Annotated in this window: 11 protein-coding genes; all 11 read left to right on the forward strand. The window is 68.3% G+C overall.

Annotated elements, in window-relative coordinates; translation table 11 throughout:
- Positions 1-5 precede the first annotated feature (5 nt).
- The 11 genes from recF to M1M07_RS13690 all read left to right on the forward strand — a co-directional run bounded on the left by recF (position 6) and on the right by M1M07_RS13690 (position 15084).
- Positions 6-1223 carry a DNA replication/repair protein RecF gene (gene recF / locus M1M07_RS13640; RefSeq protein WP_248674553.1) on the forward strand — a complete coding sequence of 406 codons (1218 nt, stop codon included), beginning with the start codon at positions 6-8 and terminating at the stop codon, positions 1221-1223.
- Positions 1220-1786, forward strand: coding sequence for a DUF721 family protein (locus M1M07_RS13645; RefSeq protein ID WP_197257105.1), 567 nt, complete (start codon positions 1220-1222; stop codon positions 1784-1786). The genes recF and M1M07_RS13645 overlap by 4 nt, the downstream gene beginning before the upstream one ends.
- 143 nt (positions 1787-1929) lie before the next feature.
- The gene (locus M1M07_RS13650; RefSeq protein ID WP_197257106.1) at positions 1930-2820 is read left to right on the forward strand and encodes an alpha/beta fold hydrolase; all 891 of its coding nucleotides are present in this window, start codon (positions 1930-1932) and stop codon (positions 2818-2820) included.
- Positions 2821-2978: 158 nt separating this feature from the next.
- The gene (gyrB, locus tag M1M07_RS13655) at positions 2979-5015 is read left to right on the forward strand and encodes a DNA topoisomerase (ATP-hydrolyzing) subunit B (protein ID WP_197257168.1); all 2037 of its coding nucleotides are present in this window, start codon (positions 2979-2981) and stop codon (positions 5013-5015) included.
- Between the two features lie 330 nt (positions 5016-5345).
- The gene (locus M1M07_RS13660; protein ID WP_248674555.1) at positions 5346-9005 is read left to right on the forward strand and encodes an ATP-binding protein; all 3660 of its coding nucleotides are present in this window, start codon (positions 5346-5348) and stop codon (positions 9003-9005) included.
- Positions 9002-9418, forward strand: a complete 417-nt coding sequence (locus M1M07_RS13665; RefSeq protein ID WP_068159208.1) for a roadblock/LC7 domain-containing protein — start codon at positions 9002-9004, stop codon at positions 9416-9418. Before M1M07_RS13660 ends, M1M07_RS13665 begins: the two co-directional genes overlap by 4 nt.
- A gap of 13 nt (positions 9419-9431) precedes the next feature.
- Entirely contained in the window at positions 9432-9806 is a 375-nt protein-coding gene (locus tag M1M07_RS13670; RefSeq protein WP_072808921.1) for a DUF742 domain-containing protein, read from the forward strand.
- Between the two features lie 13 nt (positions 9807-9819).
- Positions 9820-10374, forward strand: coding sequence for an ATP/GTP-binding protein (locus tag M1M07_RS13675; RefSeq protein WP_068159210.1), 555 nt, complete (start codon positions 9820-9822; stop codon positions 10372-10374).
- The gene (locus tag M1M07_RS13680; RefSeq protein WP_197257108.1) at positions 10374-11183 is read left to right on the forward strand and encodes a signaling protein; all 810 of its coding nucleotides are present in this window, start codon (positions 10374-10376) and stop codon (positions 11181-11183) included. Before M1M07_RS13675 ends, M1M07_RS13680 begins: the two co-directional genes overlap by 1 nt.
- 172 nt (positions 11184-11355) lie before the next feature.
- Positions 11356-13860 carry a DNA gyrase subunit A gene (gyrA, locus tag M1M07_RS13685; protein WP_197257110.1) on the forward strand — a complete coding sequence of 835 codons (2505 nt, stop codon included), beginning with the start codon at positions 11356-11358 and terminating at the stop codon, positions 13858-13860.
- Complete coding sequence (locus tag M1M07_RS13690; RefSeq protein WP_248674557.1) at positions 13861-15084, forward strand: DUF3566 domain-containing protein; 1224 nt, start codon at positions 13861-13863, stop codon at positions 15082-15084.
- Positions 15085-15129 lie beyond the last annotated feature (45 nt).

The following is a 15129-nucleotide window of genomic DNA, read 5'->3' on the forward strand; positions in this document are numbered from 1 at the left end:
GGCCCGTGTACGTTCGCACCTTCTCACTGCGCGACTTCCGGTCCTGGGACGCCGTCTCGGTGGACCTGGTTCCGGGGCCGACGGTGCTGCTCGGGCGCAACGGCCACGGCAAGACCAACATGCTCGAGGCGCTGGGTTACCTCTCGACCCTGACCTCGCATCGCGTGTCCGGCGATGCGCCGCTGCTCCGCGCCGGCACGTCACGGGCGCTGGTGAGCGCACACGTCGTCAACGCCGGCCGCGAACTGGCCCTGGACGTCGAGATCAACGACGGCAAGAGCAACCGCGCCCGGATCAACCAGTCGCCGACGCGGCGGCCCCGGGAGATCCTCGGAATCCTCCGGACCGTGCTGTTCGCCCCGGAGGACCTGTCGCTGGTCCGCGGCGATCCCGGCGATCGCCGGCGCTTCCTCGACGAACTACTCACAACCCGTACCCCCAGGCTGGGGGGCGTTCGTGCCGACTACGACAAGGTGCTGCGGCAGCGGTCGGCGCTGTTGAAGACCGCCGGCGGTGCCCTGCGCCGGGGTGCCCGCTCGGCGGACGGTGCCGGGGCCCTGGCGACGCTGGACGTGTGGGACGGGCACCTGGCGTCGCACGGTGCCGAACTACTTGCGGCGCGTATCGCGCTGCTGCACGATCTGGCGCCGCACGTGGTCGCCGCGTACCGCTCGATCGCCCCGGAGTCGCGACCGGCGCTGCTGCGCTATCGCAGCAGTCTCGGCGACGCCCTTCCCCCGGAGTTCGCGGACCCGGCGCGCCGCCCCGAACCCGGGGACCGCGCGACGATCGAGGCGGCGGTCGTCGCGGCGCTGGCCGCCGCCCGGACCCGGGAGATCGAGCGGGGCGTCTGCCTGGTGGGTCCGCACCGCGACGAACTCGAGTTGGTGCTGGGTGATCAGCCGGCGAAAGGCTATGCCAGCCATGGGGAATCGTGGTCGTATGCGCTGGCGTTGCGGCTCGGTGCGTTCGAGTTGCTGCGGTCCGACGGCACCGATCCGGTGCTCATGCTCGACGACGTGTTCGCGGAGCTGGACCGGCGGCGGCGTACCGCGCTCGCGGCGGTCGCGGCGTCGGCCGAGCAGGTGCTGATCACCGCGGCGGTCCCGGAGGACGTGCCGTCCGAGCTTGCGGGGACCCGGTTCTCGGTGCGCGCCGAGGACACCGAGCGGGGCCGGTTGTCGGTGCTGACCCGAACCGAGGTCGAGGAGGTGCGGCCGTGAACGACGAGAACGGAAGCGTTTCTCCACATCATCCACAGGATGATCCACAGGAACCGTTGCGGGGCATCGATCTTGCGCGTCGTGCTCTCGAGGAGGCTCGAGCGGCCGCTAAGGCCAGCGGCAAGTCCGTCGGGCAGGGGCGTGCGTCGCGGGGACCGGTGCGGCCGCGTCGTCGTCGGCGTGGATGGTCCGGGCCCGGCCCCGACGAGCGCGATCCGCAGCCGTTCGGTGCGCTCGTGAACGCCCTGGCGAAGCAGCGCGGATGGTCCGGTCACGTGTCGGAGGGCACGGTGCTGGGCAGCTGGGCGCGTGTGGTGGGCGACGACATCGCCGCGCACGCATCCCCGACGACGTTGCGCGAGGGCGTGCTGCACGTGTCCGCGGAGTCGACGGCGTGGGCGACGCAGCTGCGGATGATGCAGGCGCAGATCCTCGCGAAGATCGCCGCGGCGGTCGGGCACGGGGTGGTCAAGGAACTGCGGATCACCGGTCCGACGGCGCCGAGCTGGCGCAAGGGCGAGCGGCACATCCGCGGTCGCGGACCGCGCGACACGTACGGCTGAGCCGCAACCGTAGATTTATCTATAACCGAGTGTTACGTTAAATTCGCCCCGGCCGGAAAGGGTCTCGCACGGCCATCGGCGGATCGCTGGAAAGTGTTGTTGTTCAACGGTTTTCGTCGCTTCCTGTCACTCGGGAGGTTTCTGTGTCCACACTCACCGTCACCCGCGACTCGATCCGTCTCGAGGTCGTCGTCGAGGGGAATCCGCACGGCCCGACGCTCGTGCTCGTGCACGGCTGGCCCGACACGCACGCGCTGTGGGACCGCGTCGTGCCGCTGCTCACCGACGAATTCCGCGTCGTGCGCTACGACAACCGCGGTGCCGGAGCCTCGAGTATTCCGCCGCGGGTGCGGGACTACCGGCTCAGGGAACTGGTCCGGGATCTGAACGCGGTCGTCGACGCGGTCGGCGGGGGACCGGTGCACCTGCTCGGCCACGACTGGGGTGCGGTGGTGTGCTGGGAGGCGGTGTGCGAGCCCGGCGCGGCCGGCCGCATCGCCTCCTACACCTCGGTGTCCGGACCGAACCTGGACCATCTGGGGTTGTGGATGCGCAGGAGCCTGCGCTCGGGCCGATTCGCCGGCCCGCTCGCCCAGGCCGTCGCGTCCGCGTACACGCTGGCGTTCCAGCTCCCCGGGGTGCCGGTCCCCGTCCTGCGGTGGGTGCTCGCCCCGAACTGGGCGCGTTTCGTCGGCCTGTTCGACCGCGCCGATCCGTCCGTCGTGTCGCCGGCGCCCACCCTCGCCGACGACATGGTGCACGGCCTGAAGCTCTACCGCGCCAACATCCGGCGTCGGCTGGACTCGCCGCGGGAGCGCGTCACCGACGTGCCCGTTCAGCTCGTGCTGGCCGGCCGCGACCGGGCGGTGCGGCCCGTGGGATACGAGGACACCGAACGGTGGGTGTCGAACCTGCACCGGGAACGGCTCGATGCGGGACACTGGTCGCCGCGGACCCACCCCGGCGAGCTGGCCCGCCTGACCGGGAACTTCGTCCGGCAGACGGCCGAGCGGGAGTCTCCGCGGCAAATTTGATGCGACGGGCCGCGTGATCGCCGCTGCGTGGCAATGAGCGGGGCGGTAAGCCCGTCCTGTGTCGTCCCCGGCGCTTGTCGTCGCTGCAAGTAGGATGGGTGGACATGCGTGGCGCGAACGCGCGCGAGGCCGAGGCGGAGAAGGAGAGCTACCCACCCGTGGCTGCCCAGAAGTCGAACAAGAGCAAGAGTGACTACGGTGCTTCGTCCATCACCGTTCTCGAGGGACTCGAGGCGGTGCGCAAGCGCCCCGGCATGTACATCGGCTCGACCGGGGAACGCGGTCTGCACCACCTGATCTGGGAGGTTGTGGACAACTCCGTCGACGAGGCGATGGCCGGATACGCGACCAAGGTCGACGTGACCCTCCTCGAGGACGGCGGCGTCCAGGTCGTCGACGACGGCCGCGGCATCCCCGTCGGAATGCACGCCTCCGGTGCCCCCACCGTCGAGGTCGTCCTGACACAGCTCCACGCAGGCGGCAAGTTCGATTCGGACGCCTACGCCGTCTCCGGTGGTCTGCACGGCGTCGGTATCTCCGTCGTCAACGCGCTGTCCACGAAACTCGAGGTCGAGATCGACGTCGACGGCTACCACTGGGAGCAGACGTACACCGCGTCCAAGCCCGGTGAGCTGATCCGGGGTGAGGAGAGGAAGACCACCGGCACCACCGTGCGATTCTGGGCGGATCCGGAGATCTTCGAAACCACGACCTACAACTTCGAGACCGTCGCGCGCCGCCTCCAGGAGATGGCGTTCCTCAACAAGGGCCTCACGATCACGCTCACCGACGAGCGCGTCGCCCCCGAGGAAGTCACCGAAGAGGTCGTCAGCGAACTCGCCGAGGCGCCGAAGACCGCCGAGGAGCAGGAGACCGAGCAGTCTCCGGAGGCGCCGCACAAGGTCAAGTCCCGCGTCTACCACTACCCGGGTGGTCTCGAGGACTACGTGCGCCACATCAACCGCACCAAGCAGCCGATCCACAACTCGGTCGTGGGCTTCACCGCGCGCGGTACCGGCCACGAACTCGAGATCGCGATGCAGTGGAACTCGGGCTACTCCGAGTCCGTCCACACCTTCGCCAACACCATCAACACCCACGAGGGCGGCACGCACGAGGAAGGCTTCCGTGCGGCGCTGACCAGCGTGGTCAACAAGTACGCGAAGGACAAGAAGCTCCTCAAGGACAAGGACCCGAACCTCACCGGTGACGACATCCGCGAGGGCCTCGCGGCGATCATCTCGGTGAAGGTCTCGGAACCGCAGTTCGAGGGCCAGACCAAGACCAAGCTCGGTAACACCGAGGTCAAGTCGTTCGTGCAGAAGGCGTGCAACGAGCACCTGACGCACTGGCTCGAGTCGAACCCTGCGGACGCGAAGACGATCGTGACCAAGGCCGTGTCGTCGGCGCAGGCCCGCGTCGCGGCCCGCAAGGCCCGCGAGCTGGTGCGCCGCAAGAGCGCCACCGACCTCGGCGGCCTGCCCGGCAAGCTCGCCGACTGCCGGTCCAACGACCCGAGCAAGTGCGAGATCTACATCGTGGAGGGCGACTCCGCAGGTGGTTCCGCCAAGTCCGGTCGCGATTCGATGTACCAGGCGATCCTGCCGCTCCGCGGCAAGATCATCAACGTCGAGAAGGCCCGCATCGACCGTGTCCTCAAGAACACCGAGGTCCAGTCGATCATCACGGCGTTCGGCACCGGCATCCACGACGAGTTCGACATCTCGAAGCTGCGCTATCACAAGATCGTGCTCATGGCCGACGCCGACGTCGACGGCCAGCACATCGCGACGCTGCTGCTGACGCTGTTGTTCCGGTTCATGCGCCCGCTCGTCGAGAACGGCCACGTCTATCTCGCTCAGCCGCCGCTGTACAAGCTCAAGTGGCAGCGTTCCGAGCCGGAGTTCGCCTACTCGGACCGCGAGCGCGACGGACTGCTCAAGGCGGGTCTCGAGGCCGGCAAGAAGATCAACAAGGACGACGGCATCCAGCGCTACAAGGGTCTCGGTGAGATGAATGCCACCGAGCTGTGGGAAACCACGATGGACCCGAGTGTGCGGGTCCTGCGTCAGGTCAGCCTCGACGACGCCGCCGCGGCAGACGAGCTGTTCAGCGTGCTGATGGGCGAGGACGTCGAGGCTCGCCGGAGCTTCATCACCCGGAACGCGAAGGACGTCAGGTTCCTCGACGTGTGATGCCGGTGTGACGGCAGGGCACGAGTTGTGTTGCAAATCACAGCTTTTGCCCTGCCGTTTTCGCGTGTCGGTGGCGCACGCAATAGCGCGGGCACATTACCGGTGAGTACTATCTGCTGCGATCGTGTGTTCGCGATTGTCGATCGGGGGACGGCGGTGCCGGGGGAAATGGAAAGTTCTTCCGTATTCCCTGTATGTCCCGCTAAGGTGCCCTCACCCAGGAACGCCTCATTCGACTGCTTCCACGCGGTGCTTCGCGCCCGGTCGTCGGATCGGGTCGGGTGGAGTGCAGTGCAGAGTCGTGATCGGGGTGGAAGGAGAGCTTGATCCATGAGTGACGATTCGCCGCCCCGGCAGCGGTGGTGGAACATCGAGGGGTGGGGTCTTCGCTGGAAGGTCACTGCAGTACTCGCCATTCCGGTAACGGTGGCGATGGTGCTCGGTGGTCTGCGTATCCAGGAAGAGCTCACCAACGCTGTTCACTTCTCGCAGGCTGCCGATCAGGTCGCGCACGTCCCTGATCTCGTCGACTTCGGTACCGCGCTCGGTACCCTCGCGGGTACCACCGCGGCGGGTCTGAGCACGCCGGAAGAAGTCGCTCGACTCGACGAAACACTCGAGCAGGTCCGCACCGTCGCGCTGAATCCGGAGCTCGATCCGGTCGTCGCGGCGGACCTCACCCGCGTGCTGGCGAGCGCCGAAGCACTCCGTGACCAGATGAAGGCCGGCCAGGTTCCGATCGCCGACCTGAATCAGCGCACCACCGAAGTGCGAAGCGACATGTCGAACATCGTGAGCGCGATCGTCGACCCGATCGAGGACGAAGAGGTGCTGCTCGAGGGCACCCGCCTCGTCGACGCGTGGGCCACCCAGCGTTACCTGTTCGACCAGGTGATGGGCATCGTCTCGATCCTGCGGGATCCCGATCAGCCCGGCACGCAGCTGGTTTCCGCGTCCGGTGCCGAGCTCGCCATGCTCGAGACGCTCGCGCGTTCCTACCCGCTGGCCGACGGCCAGATCGAGGAACTGCGCACCGCGGTGAAGACCCGCTCCGACATGGTCGACGCTGCCGGCGACGGTCCGCTGCCACTGTTGAACCTGCGCACCTCGATGATGCGAAGCCTCGAGATCTACGGGTCGCTGATCGAGCAGGCCACCGAGGGCATCACCAGCACCGTCGAAGAGCGTGCCGCGGAAACCCGCTCGGCCGCACTGCGCGACACCGCGATCGTTCTCGCGACGCTGCTCGCCGCTCTCGTGCTCGCGCTGCTCGTGTCGCGGTCCCTCGTCGGACCGATCCGCCGGCTGCGTTACGGCGCACTCAAGGTCGCGCGTCAGGAACTGCCCGAAGCCGTCGACCGCATCAAGCTCGGCGACAACATCGAGGACATCGAGTTCACCCGCGTTCCGGTGCACACCACCGAGGAGATCGGCCAGCTCGCCCGCGCCGTCGACGACATGCACGGGCAGGCACTGCGTCTCGCCGGTGAGCAGGCGCACCTCCGCCTCCAGATCAACGAGATGTTCGAGACGCTGGCCCGGCGAAGCAAGTCGCTCGTCGAGCAGCAGCTCGGCCTCATCGAACGACTCGAGTTCGAGGAGAAGGACCCGAGCCGACTCGAGAGCCTCTTCCGTCTGGACCACCTCGCGGCCCGCATGCGCCGCAACGGCGACAACCTTCTGATTCTCTCCGGTACGCGGGTGCGTCGCGGTCACTCCGCGCCCGTCCAGCTCGGCGACATCCTCCGCGCGGCCATGTCCGAAGTCGAGGACTACCAGCGCGTTCAGATCGGTTCGACGCCGGACGGTGCCCTCAGCGGCGCCGTCGCGACCGACATCGTCCACCTGCTCGCCGAGCTCGTCGACAACTCGCTGCGCGCGTCGCCGCCGGACAGCAACGTCACGTTCAGCTTCGCTCGCGCCGTCGACGGTGGCCTGCTCGTCGAGATCGCCGACCGCGGTATCGGTATCCCCGCCGAGGAACTCGAAGCGATCAACCACCGCCTGTCGCAGGGCGGCGAGGTCGGTCCCGACTCGGCCCGCCACATGGGTCTGTTCGTGGTGTCGCGGCTCGCGGACCGGCACGGTCTCACCGTGCGGTTGCGTCCGACCTTCGACACCGCACGCAACCCCGGTATCACTGCCAGCGTGCACATCCCGGACGTTCTGCTCGTCTCGCCGCTCGCGCTGTCCCACACCGGTCCGCAGCCCTGGCGCGGCACCGACATGCCGAACGATGCCCAGGAGCAGCCGGCATTGCCGCGCGTGGAGCGTGAGGTGGCGCAGCTTCCGGCCGCGACACAGCAGGATCGGCCGGGTTACCAGTCGGGCGAGATCCCGGAGGTGCCGCGTCAGGCCCGTCCCGAGATCTCGGGCGAGCTTCCGGTCACACCGGTCCAGCCCGTGTCCCAGCCTCAGTCGCTGCAGAAGCCGGAGCAGAACGGTCATCAGCTGCCGGAACGCAACGGCCACCACCGGGCGCCGAACGGCCGGCCGGTGGACGGTCTGCCGCAGCGTGAGCCGGGCGCGACTCCGGGTCTGCCGCAGCGTGAGCCGGGTGCGATCCCGGGTCTTCCGCGTCGCCAGCCCGGCGCGACCCCCGGTCTGCCGGTCCCGCAGTCGCCGGCTACGCCTCCGGCCGCGTCGACGCCGACGCCCCGGGTGCAGCCCGACGCTGCCGCGGCTCTGGCCTCCGCGCTTCCGTCGCGTCAGCGGCCTGCGGTCGAGTCGGATTCCGAACGCACGGTGGTCACGCCGAGCGTCGACTCCGGTCCGGTGCAGCGTCCGCAGGACGCAGGTACGGCACAGCGTCCGCAGGACGCAGGTACGGCACAGCGTCCGCAGGACGCAGGTACGGCACAGCGTCCGCAGGACGCAGGTACGGCACAGCGTCCGCAGGAGGGTGGTCTGCCGCAGCGTCAGCCGGGTGCCACTCCGGGCCTGCCGCAGCGTCACGCCCAGCAGCCCGCGCCCCAGCCCTCGACGTCACAGCCCTCGACGTCACAGCCCTCGACGTCACAGCCGGGTGCCTCGCAGTCGCCTGCTCCGCAGCGTCAGTCGCCCCCGCCGGGCCTGCCGCAGCGTCAGCCCGGTGCCACGCCCGGTCTGACTCCCGCTCCGGCAGGTTCCGGTGTGAGTGCTCCGGCGCCTTCCGAGCCGATCGCGCCGGTTGCACCGCTCGCGCCGGTCGGTGGACCCGTCACGGGTCTTCCGCAGCGTCAGCCGGGCTCGACTCCGGGTCTGCCGCAGCGTCACGCCCAGCAGCCGGCGCGGCGGCCCGAACCGGTCGCCGAAGCTCCGGTCGAGACGGCAACCCCGGCGCAGGTCAACGGCCTGCCGCAGCGTCAGCCGGCCTCGACTCCCGGTCTGCCGCAGCGTCAGCCGGGTGCCACCCCGGGCCTGCCGCAGCGGCCCGCGCAGTCGGATGCACCGCAGCCGGCCGCGACCGTCGGAGCCGCAGCTTCCGCTGCGCCCGTGCAGACTGCGCCGAGCATCGCCAACGGCGACTCGGTTTCGCCGCACAGTGAGGCCAGCCAGGCCGCACGGCACCGGTACCGGACGAACTCGGCGAAGACCGCCTCGTTCTTCCAGCCTCGGGGCGAAACCGGAGCCCTCCGCCGCCAGGCCGCAGCACCGCCGATCTTCAACGACGTGATGTCCGACTGGCTCGTCGACCCGACCAGCCTGCCGGAGGATCGGCGCAAGCGGGAATGGACGTCGGCGGCCGATGCAGGATGGGAAGCAGCGCAGCGCGCGGCCGAGGTTCCTGTGGAGGACCACACCACTGCAGGTCTGCCTCGTCGCGCCCCCGGTCACCGTCTGGTGCCGGGTGCGGTCGAACCCGTGGCACCCGTGGAACGGCCGACGATCCGACGGCGCGATCCGGAAGCCATCCGGGCGAACCTCAGCCGTCACCAGCAGGGTGTCCGCAACGGCCGGTCTACGGTGAACGCGACCACACGTGAGAACAACGAACAGGGAGTTCGATGAATATTGACCACGGATCCGATGTAACTCGTCCTTTGGACTGGTTGGTATCGAACTTCGCGCGCGAGGTTCCCGGTGTTTCCCACGCCGTGCTCGTGTCCGCCGACGGCTTGCTCATGGCCGCCAGCGCACACCTTCCGGTCGACCGCGCCGAGCAGCTCGCTGCGGTGACGTCCGGTCTCGCCAGCCTGTCCAACGGTGTTTCGCAGCTCTTCGACGGCGGCGGCGTGCTGCAGTCCGTCGTGGAGATGCAGCACGGTTACCTGCTGCTCATGAGCGTCGGCGACGGCTCTCACCTGGCCGCCCTGACCGCCTCGGAATGCGACATCGGACAGGTCGGTTACGAGATGGCACTCCTGGTCGACCGCGTGGGAGCGTCGGTCGAGGCGACCCCGCGGGTCGGCCAGGGGTCCTGACGTCGAGGTGGCCATGGAATCGCGCAAACCTGAGTCGGTGCCGGACCAACCCAGTCTGGTCCGCCCGTACTCGCTGACTTCGGGGCGAACGAACCCCGCAGTCGAACTGGCGTTGGAGGCGTTGATCCAGGCGATCCCGGGCACCGACGATCGGGCCCGGGACCTGGACAACATCAACGCCACCATTTTGGAGTTGTGCAAGGAGTCCCCGTCGGTAGCCGAGATCGCTGCTCGGGTGGGTGTGCCAATCGGGGTGGCACGCGTCCTCGTCGCGGATCTCGTCGAGGCCGGACACGTCCAGATCTTGGCCACGCTCAAAGACGATTCGAGCGACGCGGAGCGTCGTGAGCTGATTGAAAGGGTCCTCAGTGGACTTCGCGAACTCTAACGACCCCAAGCGGGTGACCTCGACCAAAATCGTGATCGCCGGCGGCTTCGGTGTCGGAAAGACCACGTTGGTGGGGGCAGTGTCGGAGATCGTCCCGCTGCGCACGGAAGCCTTGGTGACCAACGCCAGCGACGGCGTGGACAACTTGAGCGCTACGCCCCAGAAGGCCACGACGACCGTCGCCATGGACTTCGGTCGTATCAGCCTGGCCGAGGATCTCGTGCTGTACCTGTTCGGTACGCCGGGACAGCATCGGTTCTGGTTCATGTGGGACGACCTCATCCGCGGTGCCATCGGGGCGATCGTGCTGATCGACACCCGTCGCCTGGACGAGAGCTTCGCCGCCGTCGACTTCTTCGAGGCGCGGAACCTCCCGTTCATCGTCGCGATCAACGAGTTCGACGATGCGCCTCGTTACCCCGTGGAGGACATCCGGCAGGCGCTGGCCGTCTCGGCGGAGGTCCCGATCGTCTCGATCGACGCCCGGGCCCGCGAATCGGCGAAGTCCGCTCTGGTGACCGTCACCGAATATGCACTGAGGAAGTTGCACCAGCCGGTGGCCCGGTAGTGGACGCCGACATCCAGCTCTTCTCGATGGGGGCATGGGTGGTGGTCCTGGCGTTCGCGACGTCGTCGATCGGTCTGCTGGTCGGCCTCGTGAGCGCCAGGAAGGCACGATTCGCCACCACCGATCGGCAAGGGCTGTTGTGGATGCTGCTGGCGGCCGCGTGCGCGGGGGGAGTGGGGACGTGGCTCGCCCTGCTTCTCGCCGTCGCGGGATTCGGGGTCACCGACAGCATCGTGCGCCACGATCTGGTGACCATCGCGTTCTCGCTGGCGGTGGCGCTGGTGAGCTCGTTCGTCGCGCTGGTCGTCTCGATCAGCCGCGACGGGCATTCACCCGGCCGGTTGCTCGCCGGTGGGGTGCTGTTCGGCGCCGGGATCTGCGTGGTGTTCCTGTCCCTCATGTGGTCCGTGCGGCTGCAGGGCACGTTCACCTTCGACACCCCGTTCGTCATCGCGACCGCGGCGGTGTCGCTGGTCGTGGCGTTCTCCTTCCTGTGGCTCGTGGAGGTCGCGGACCGCACGCTCCTGCGCATCTGTGGAAGTGTCGTGACGGGCGCGGCCGTCCTCGGTGTCTACTTCCTCGGGATGGCGTCGGTGGAGGTGACACCGGACTCCTCGATCGCGATGCCCGGTGGGATCGAGCTCTTCTCGGTGTTGTTCGCGGTGTTCGTCGTGGGCACGGTGGTCATCACCCTGCCCATCGTGCTGACCCTCATGGACCCGGATCGTGTTGCGGCGCAACTCGAACGGGAAGTCGATCAGTGGGTCGCCGAACAGGGCGGAAACGACGAGGGCGCGCGGCTCGGTTAGACCGGTCCCGGCCCTCCCCGCCGGCACGACCGTCCTGTGTGCAACGTGATGGAAGGAAAGTGCCGTCCTTCTGGGTGTTCGCTGACCTGCACCTATAGACTCGGGTGGTTGCGAGACGTCCACCGGGCGACGGTTCCGGGTAGACGTTCGAGCCGAGTAGAAGAAGGAGCTCATGACCGACACCACGTTGCCGCCGGAGGGGCCGGGGCACGACCGCATCGAGCCCGTCGACATCCAGCAGGAGATGCAGAGCAGCTACATCGATTACGCGATGAGCGTGATCGTGGGCCGCGCGCTGCCCGATGTGCGCGACGGCCTCAAGCCGGTGCATCGCCGCGTCCTGTACGCCATGTACGACAACGGTTTCCGCCCGGACCGCGGTTACGTGAAGTCGGCCCGCGCCGTTGCCGAGACGATGGGCAACTACCACCCGCACGGCGACTCCTCCATCTACGACGCGCTCGTGCGTCTCGCCCAGCCGTGGTCGATGCGGTACCCGCTCGTCGACGGTCAGGGCAACTTCGGTTCCCCCGGCAACGACGGTGCCGCCGCGATGCGGTACACCGAGTGCCGCCTCACGCCGCTCGCGATGGAGATGCTGCGCGAAATCGACCACGAGACGGTCGATTTCCAGCCGAACTACGACGGCCGCACGCAGGAACCGACGGTTCTCCCCAGCCGTATCCCCAACCTGTTGATCAACGGGTCCAACGGCATCGCCGTCGGTATGGCGACGAACATTCCGCCGCACAACCTCAACGAGGTCGCCGAGGCGATCTACTGGGCGCTCGAGAACTTCGAGGCGGACGAGCAGACCACACTCGCGGCCGTGATGGAACGCATCAAGGGCCCGGACTTCCCCACGGCGGGTCTGATCGTGGGCAGCCAGGGCATCCACGACGCGTACACCACCGGTCGCGGTTCGGTGCGGATGCGCGCGGTCGTCGAGATCGAGGAGGACGCCAAGGGGCGCACCACGATCGTCGTCACCGAACTGCCGTACCAGGTGAACCCGGACAACCTGATCACGTCCATCGCGACGCAGGTCCGGGACGGCAAGATCGCCGGCATCTCCGAGATCCACGACGAGTCCTCCGATCGCGTCGGTATGCGCATCGTGATCACGGTCCGCCGCGACGCGGTCGCGAAGGTCGTGCTCAACAACCTGTACAAGCACACGCAGCTGCAGACCAGCTTCGGCTGCAACATGCTCTCGATCGTCGACGGGGTGCCGCGCACACTGCGCCTCGACCAGATGATCCGGTACTACGTCAACCACCAGATCGAGGTCATCGTCCGCAGGACCCGGTACCTGCTGCGCAAGGCCGAGGAACGTGCCCACATCCTGCGCGGCCTGGTCAAGGCGCTCGATGCGCTCGACGAGGTCATCGCCCTCATCCGTCGTTCGCAGACGGTCGACATCGCCCGCACGGGCCTGATGGACCTGCTCACAGTCGACGAGATCCAGGCCGACGCGATCCTCGCGATGCAGTTGCGCCGCCTCGCCGCCCTCGAGCGTCAGAAGATCATCGACGAACTGGCCGAGATCGAGCGCGAGATCGACGACTACAAGGACATCCTGGCGAAGCCGGAACGGCAGCGCGCGATCGTCCGTGACGAGCTGAAGGAAGTCGTCGACAAGTACGGCGACGAGCGGCGCACCAAGATCATCGCGTCCGACGGCGAGGTGTCCGACGAGGATCTCATCGCCCGCGAGGACGTCGTCGTCACGATCACCGAGACCGGCTACGCCAAGCGGACGAAGACCGATCTGTACCGGTCGCAGAAGCGCGGCGGCAAGGGTGTCAAGGGCGCCGAGCTCAAGCAGGACGACATCGTGAAGAACTTCTTCGTGACGTCGACGCACGACTGGCTGCTGTTCTTCACCACCAAGGGCCGCGTCTACCGGGCCAAGGCGTACGAGCTGCCCGAGGCCAACCGCACCGCGCGCGGCCAGCACGTCGCGAACCTGCTGGCGTTCCAGCCGGACGAGCGGATCCAGGGCGTGATCCGGATCAAGTCGTACGAGGATGCGCCGTACCTGGTGCTCGCCACCCGCAACGGCCTGGTCAAGAAGTCGCGGCTCGCGGACTTCGACTCCAACCGGTCCGGCGGCATCGTCGCGATCAACCTGCGCGACGAGGACGAACTCGTCGGTGCGGTGCTGTGCTCCGCCGACGACGACCTGCTGCTCGTGTCGGAGCAGGGCCAGTCGATCCGGTTCTCGGCGACGGACGAGGCGCTGCGGCCGATGGGCCGCGCGACGTCCGGTGTGCAGGGCATGCGGTTCAACGGCGACGACAAGCTGCTGTCCCTCAACGTGGTCCGCGAGGGAACGTATCTGCTGGTCGCGACGTCCGGTGGCTACTCCAAGCGCACGCCGATGGAGGACTACCCGGTCCAGGGCCGTGGCGGTAAGGGTGTCTTGACGATCCAGTACGACCGCAAGCGTGGCACCCTGGTCGGAGCGCTCATCGTGGACGATGACGACGAGCTCTACGCGATCACCTCCGGTGGTGGGGTCATCCGTACCGCCGCCAAGCAGGTGCGCAAGGCCGGCCGCCAGACGAAGGGCGTCCGGTTGATGAACCTGGCCGAGGGCGACACGTTGCTGGCGATCGCACGCAACGCCGATGAGCCCGAGGAGGGCGCCACATCAGATGCGAAGGAGTCGTAAGTGAGCACTCCCCAAGGACCGAACGGTGCCGACAAGGGGTCGCCGGCACCGAAGGGGCCTAATGGGCAGGAGACGGCGAATGCGCCGGTGAAGCCGGACGCAGCGAAGCCGTCGTCGGCAGAGGCTCCGTCGGCCGCATCGGCTCCGGCGGCTCCGAAGTCGCCCGACGCTCCGAAGGCCCCCGCAGGCCCGGCGGCCCAGGCTGCGGCGAAGCCGGAACCGTCCGAGCCGTCGGATCCGCCCCCGACCGGTGCCGACAAGCCCGCTACGGGTGCCGACAAGCCGGCCGCCGGTGCCGACAAGCCTGCGGCGGGCGCTGCGGACAAGCCCGCACCGAATCCGACCGCACAGACGACACCGACCGTCCGTCGGGCCGCGGACAAGGGCGTGAACCCCGCGCAGTCCGGCGCCCAGCGCCCGGCTGCCGCCGGTCAGGTCCCGCCGTGGCAGCGGGGACAGCAGACCCCGGCCGCGCACCAGAACACTCCGCAGACGAACCTGCCGGGTCGTGGTCAGGGCGTCGACCGGGCGGTCACCGGGAACGCTGCTCCGCAGCGCGCCTCGGCCCAGCCCGCCAGCGCACGGCCGCAGAGTGCCCCGACGCCTCCGACACGGCCCGTCGTGACCGGTACCGCGGCGGCGTCGCTGACCGGCGGTGCGGATCGGACGTCCGTCAAGGCCAAGTCGGCGATCATCGACGGGCCGACGCGGCACATCGAACGTAAGGACCTCGCGAAGGACCTGCCGGACCTGTCGACGGTGAAGCACCCGCTTCCGGCTTCGGCACCGGGGGCCGGGGAGGCCTCTGCGGGCGCTCCCGCCGCGTCGTCCGCCACGGATGTGACCGCGGCGGTGCCGATGGCCGGGGAGCCGCTGCGCGCGACCGTTCAGGTCCGTCGCATCGATCCGTGGTCGATGCTCAAGATTTCCTCCGTGATTTCCCTCTCACTCTTCTTCGTGTGGATGGTCGCGGTGGGTCTGCTCTACGGCATCCTCGCCGGCATGGGCGTGTGGGAGCGCCTGAACAGCGCTTTCACCGACATCGTGTCCGAATCCGGTAGTGGGGGCCTGATCAGCGCAGGTCAGGTCTTCGGCTACGCCACGGTGATCGGCCTGGCCAACACGATCCTGCTGACGGCCATGGCGACGCTCGGGGCGTTCATCTACAACCTCTGCACCGATCTGGTCGGCGGTGTGCAGGTCACTCTCGCTGACCCCGACTGACCTGGGAAAACGCTGCCCCGCCGAACCGATTTTGTCGTTCGTGGT

The organism is Rhodococcus sp. HM1 (assembly GCF_023218075.1).
GTDB lineage: Bacteria > Actinomycetota > Actinomycetes > Mycobacteriales > Mycobacteriaceae > Rhodococcus.

Coding starts and splice junctions, on each gene's coding strand:
- M1M07_RS13660 (WP_248674555.1), top strand. CDS start 5,346: ATGAGTGACGATTCGCCGCCCCGGCAGCGGTGGTGGAACATCGAGGGG.
- M1M07_RS13665 (WP_068159208.1), top strand. CDS start 9,002: ATGAATATTGACCACGGATCCGATGTAACTCGTCCTTTGGACTGGTTG.
- M1M07_RS13670 (WP_072808921.1), top strand. CDS start 9,432: ATGGAATCGCGCAAACCTGAGTCGGTGCCGGACCAACCCAGTCTGGTC.
- gyrA (WP_197257110.1), top strand. CDS start 11,356: ATGACCGACACCACGTTGCCGCCGGAGGGGCCGGGGCACGACCGCATC.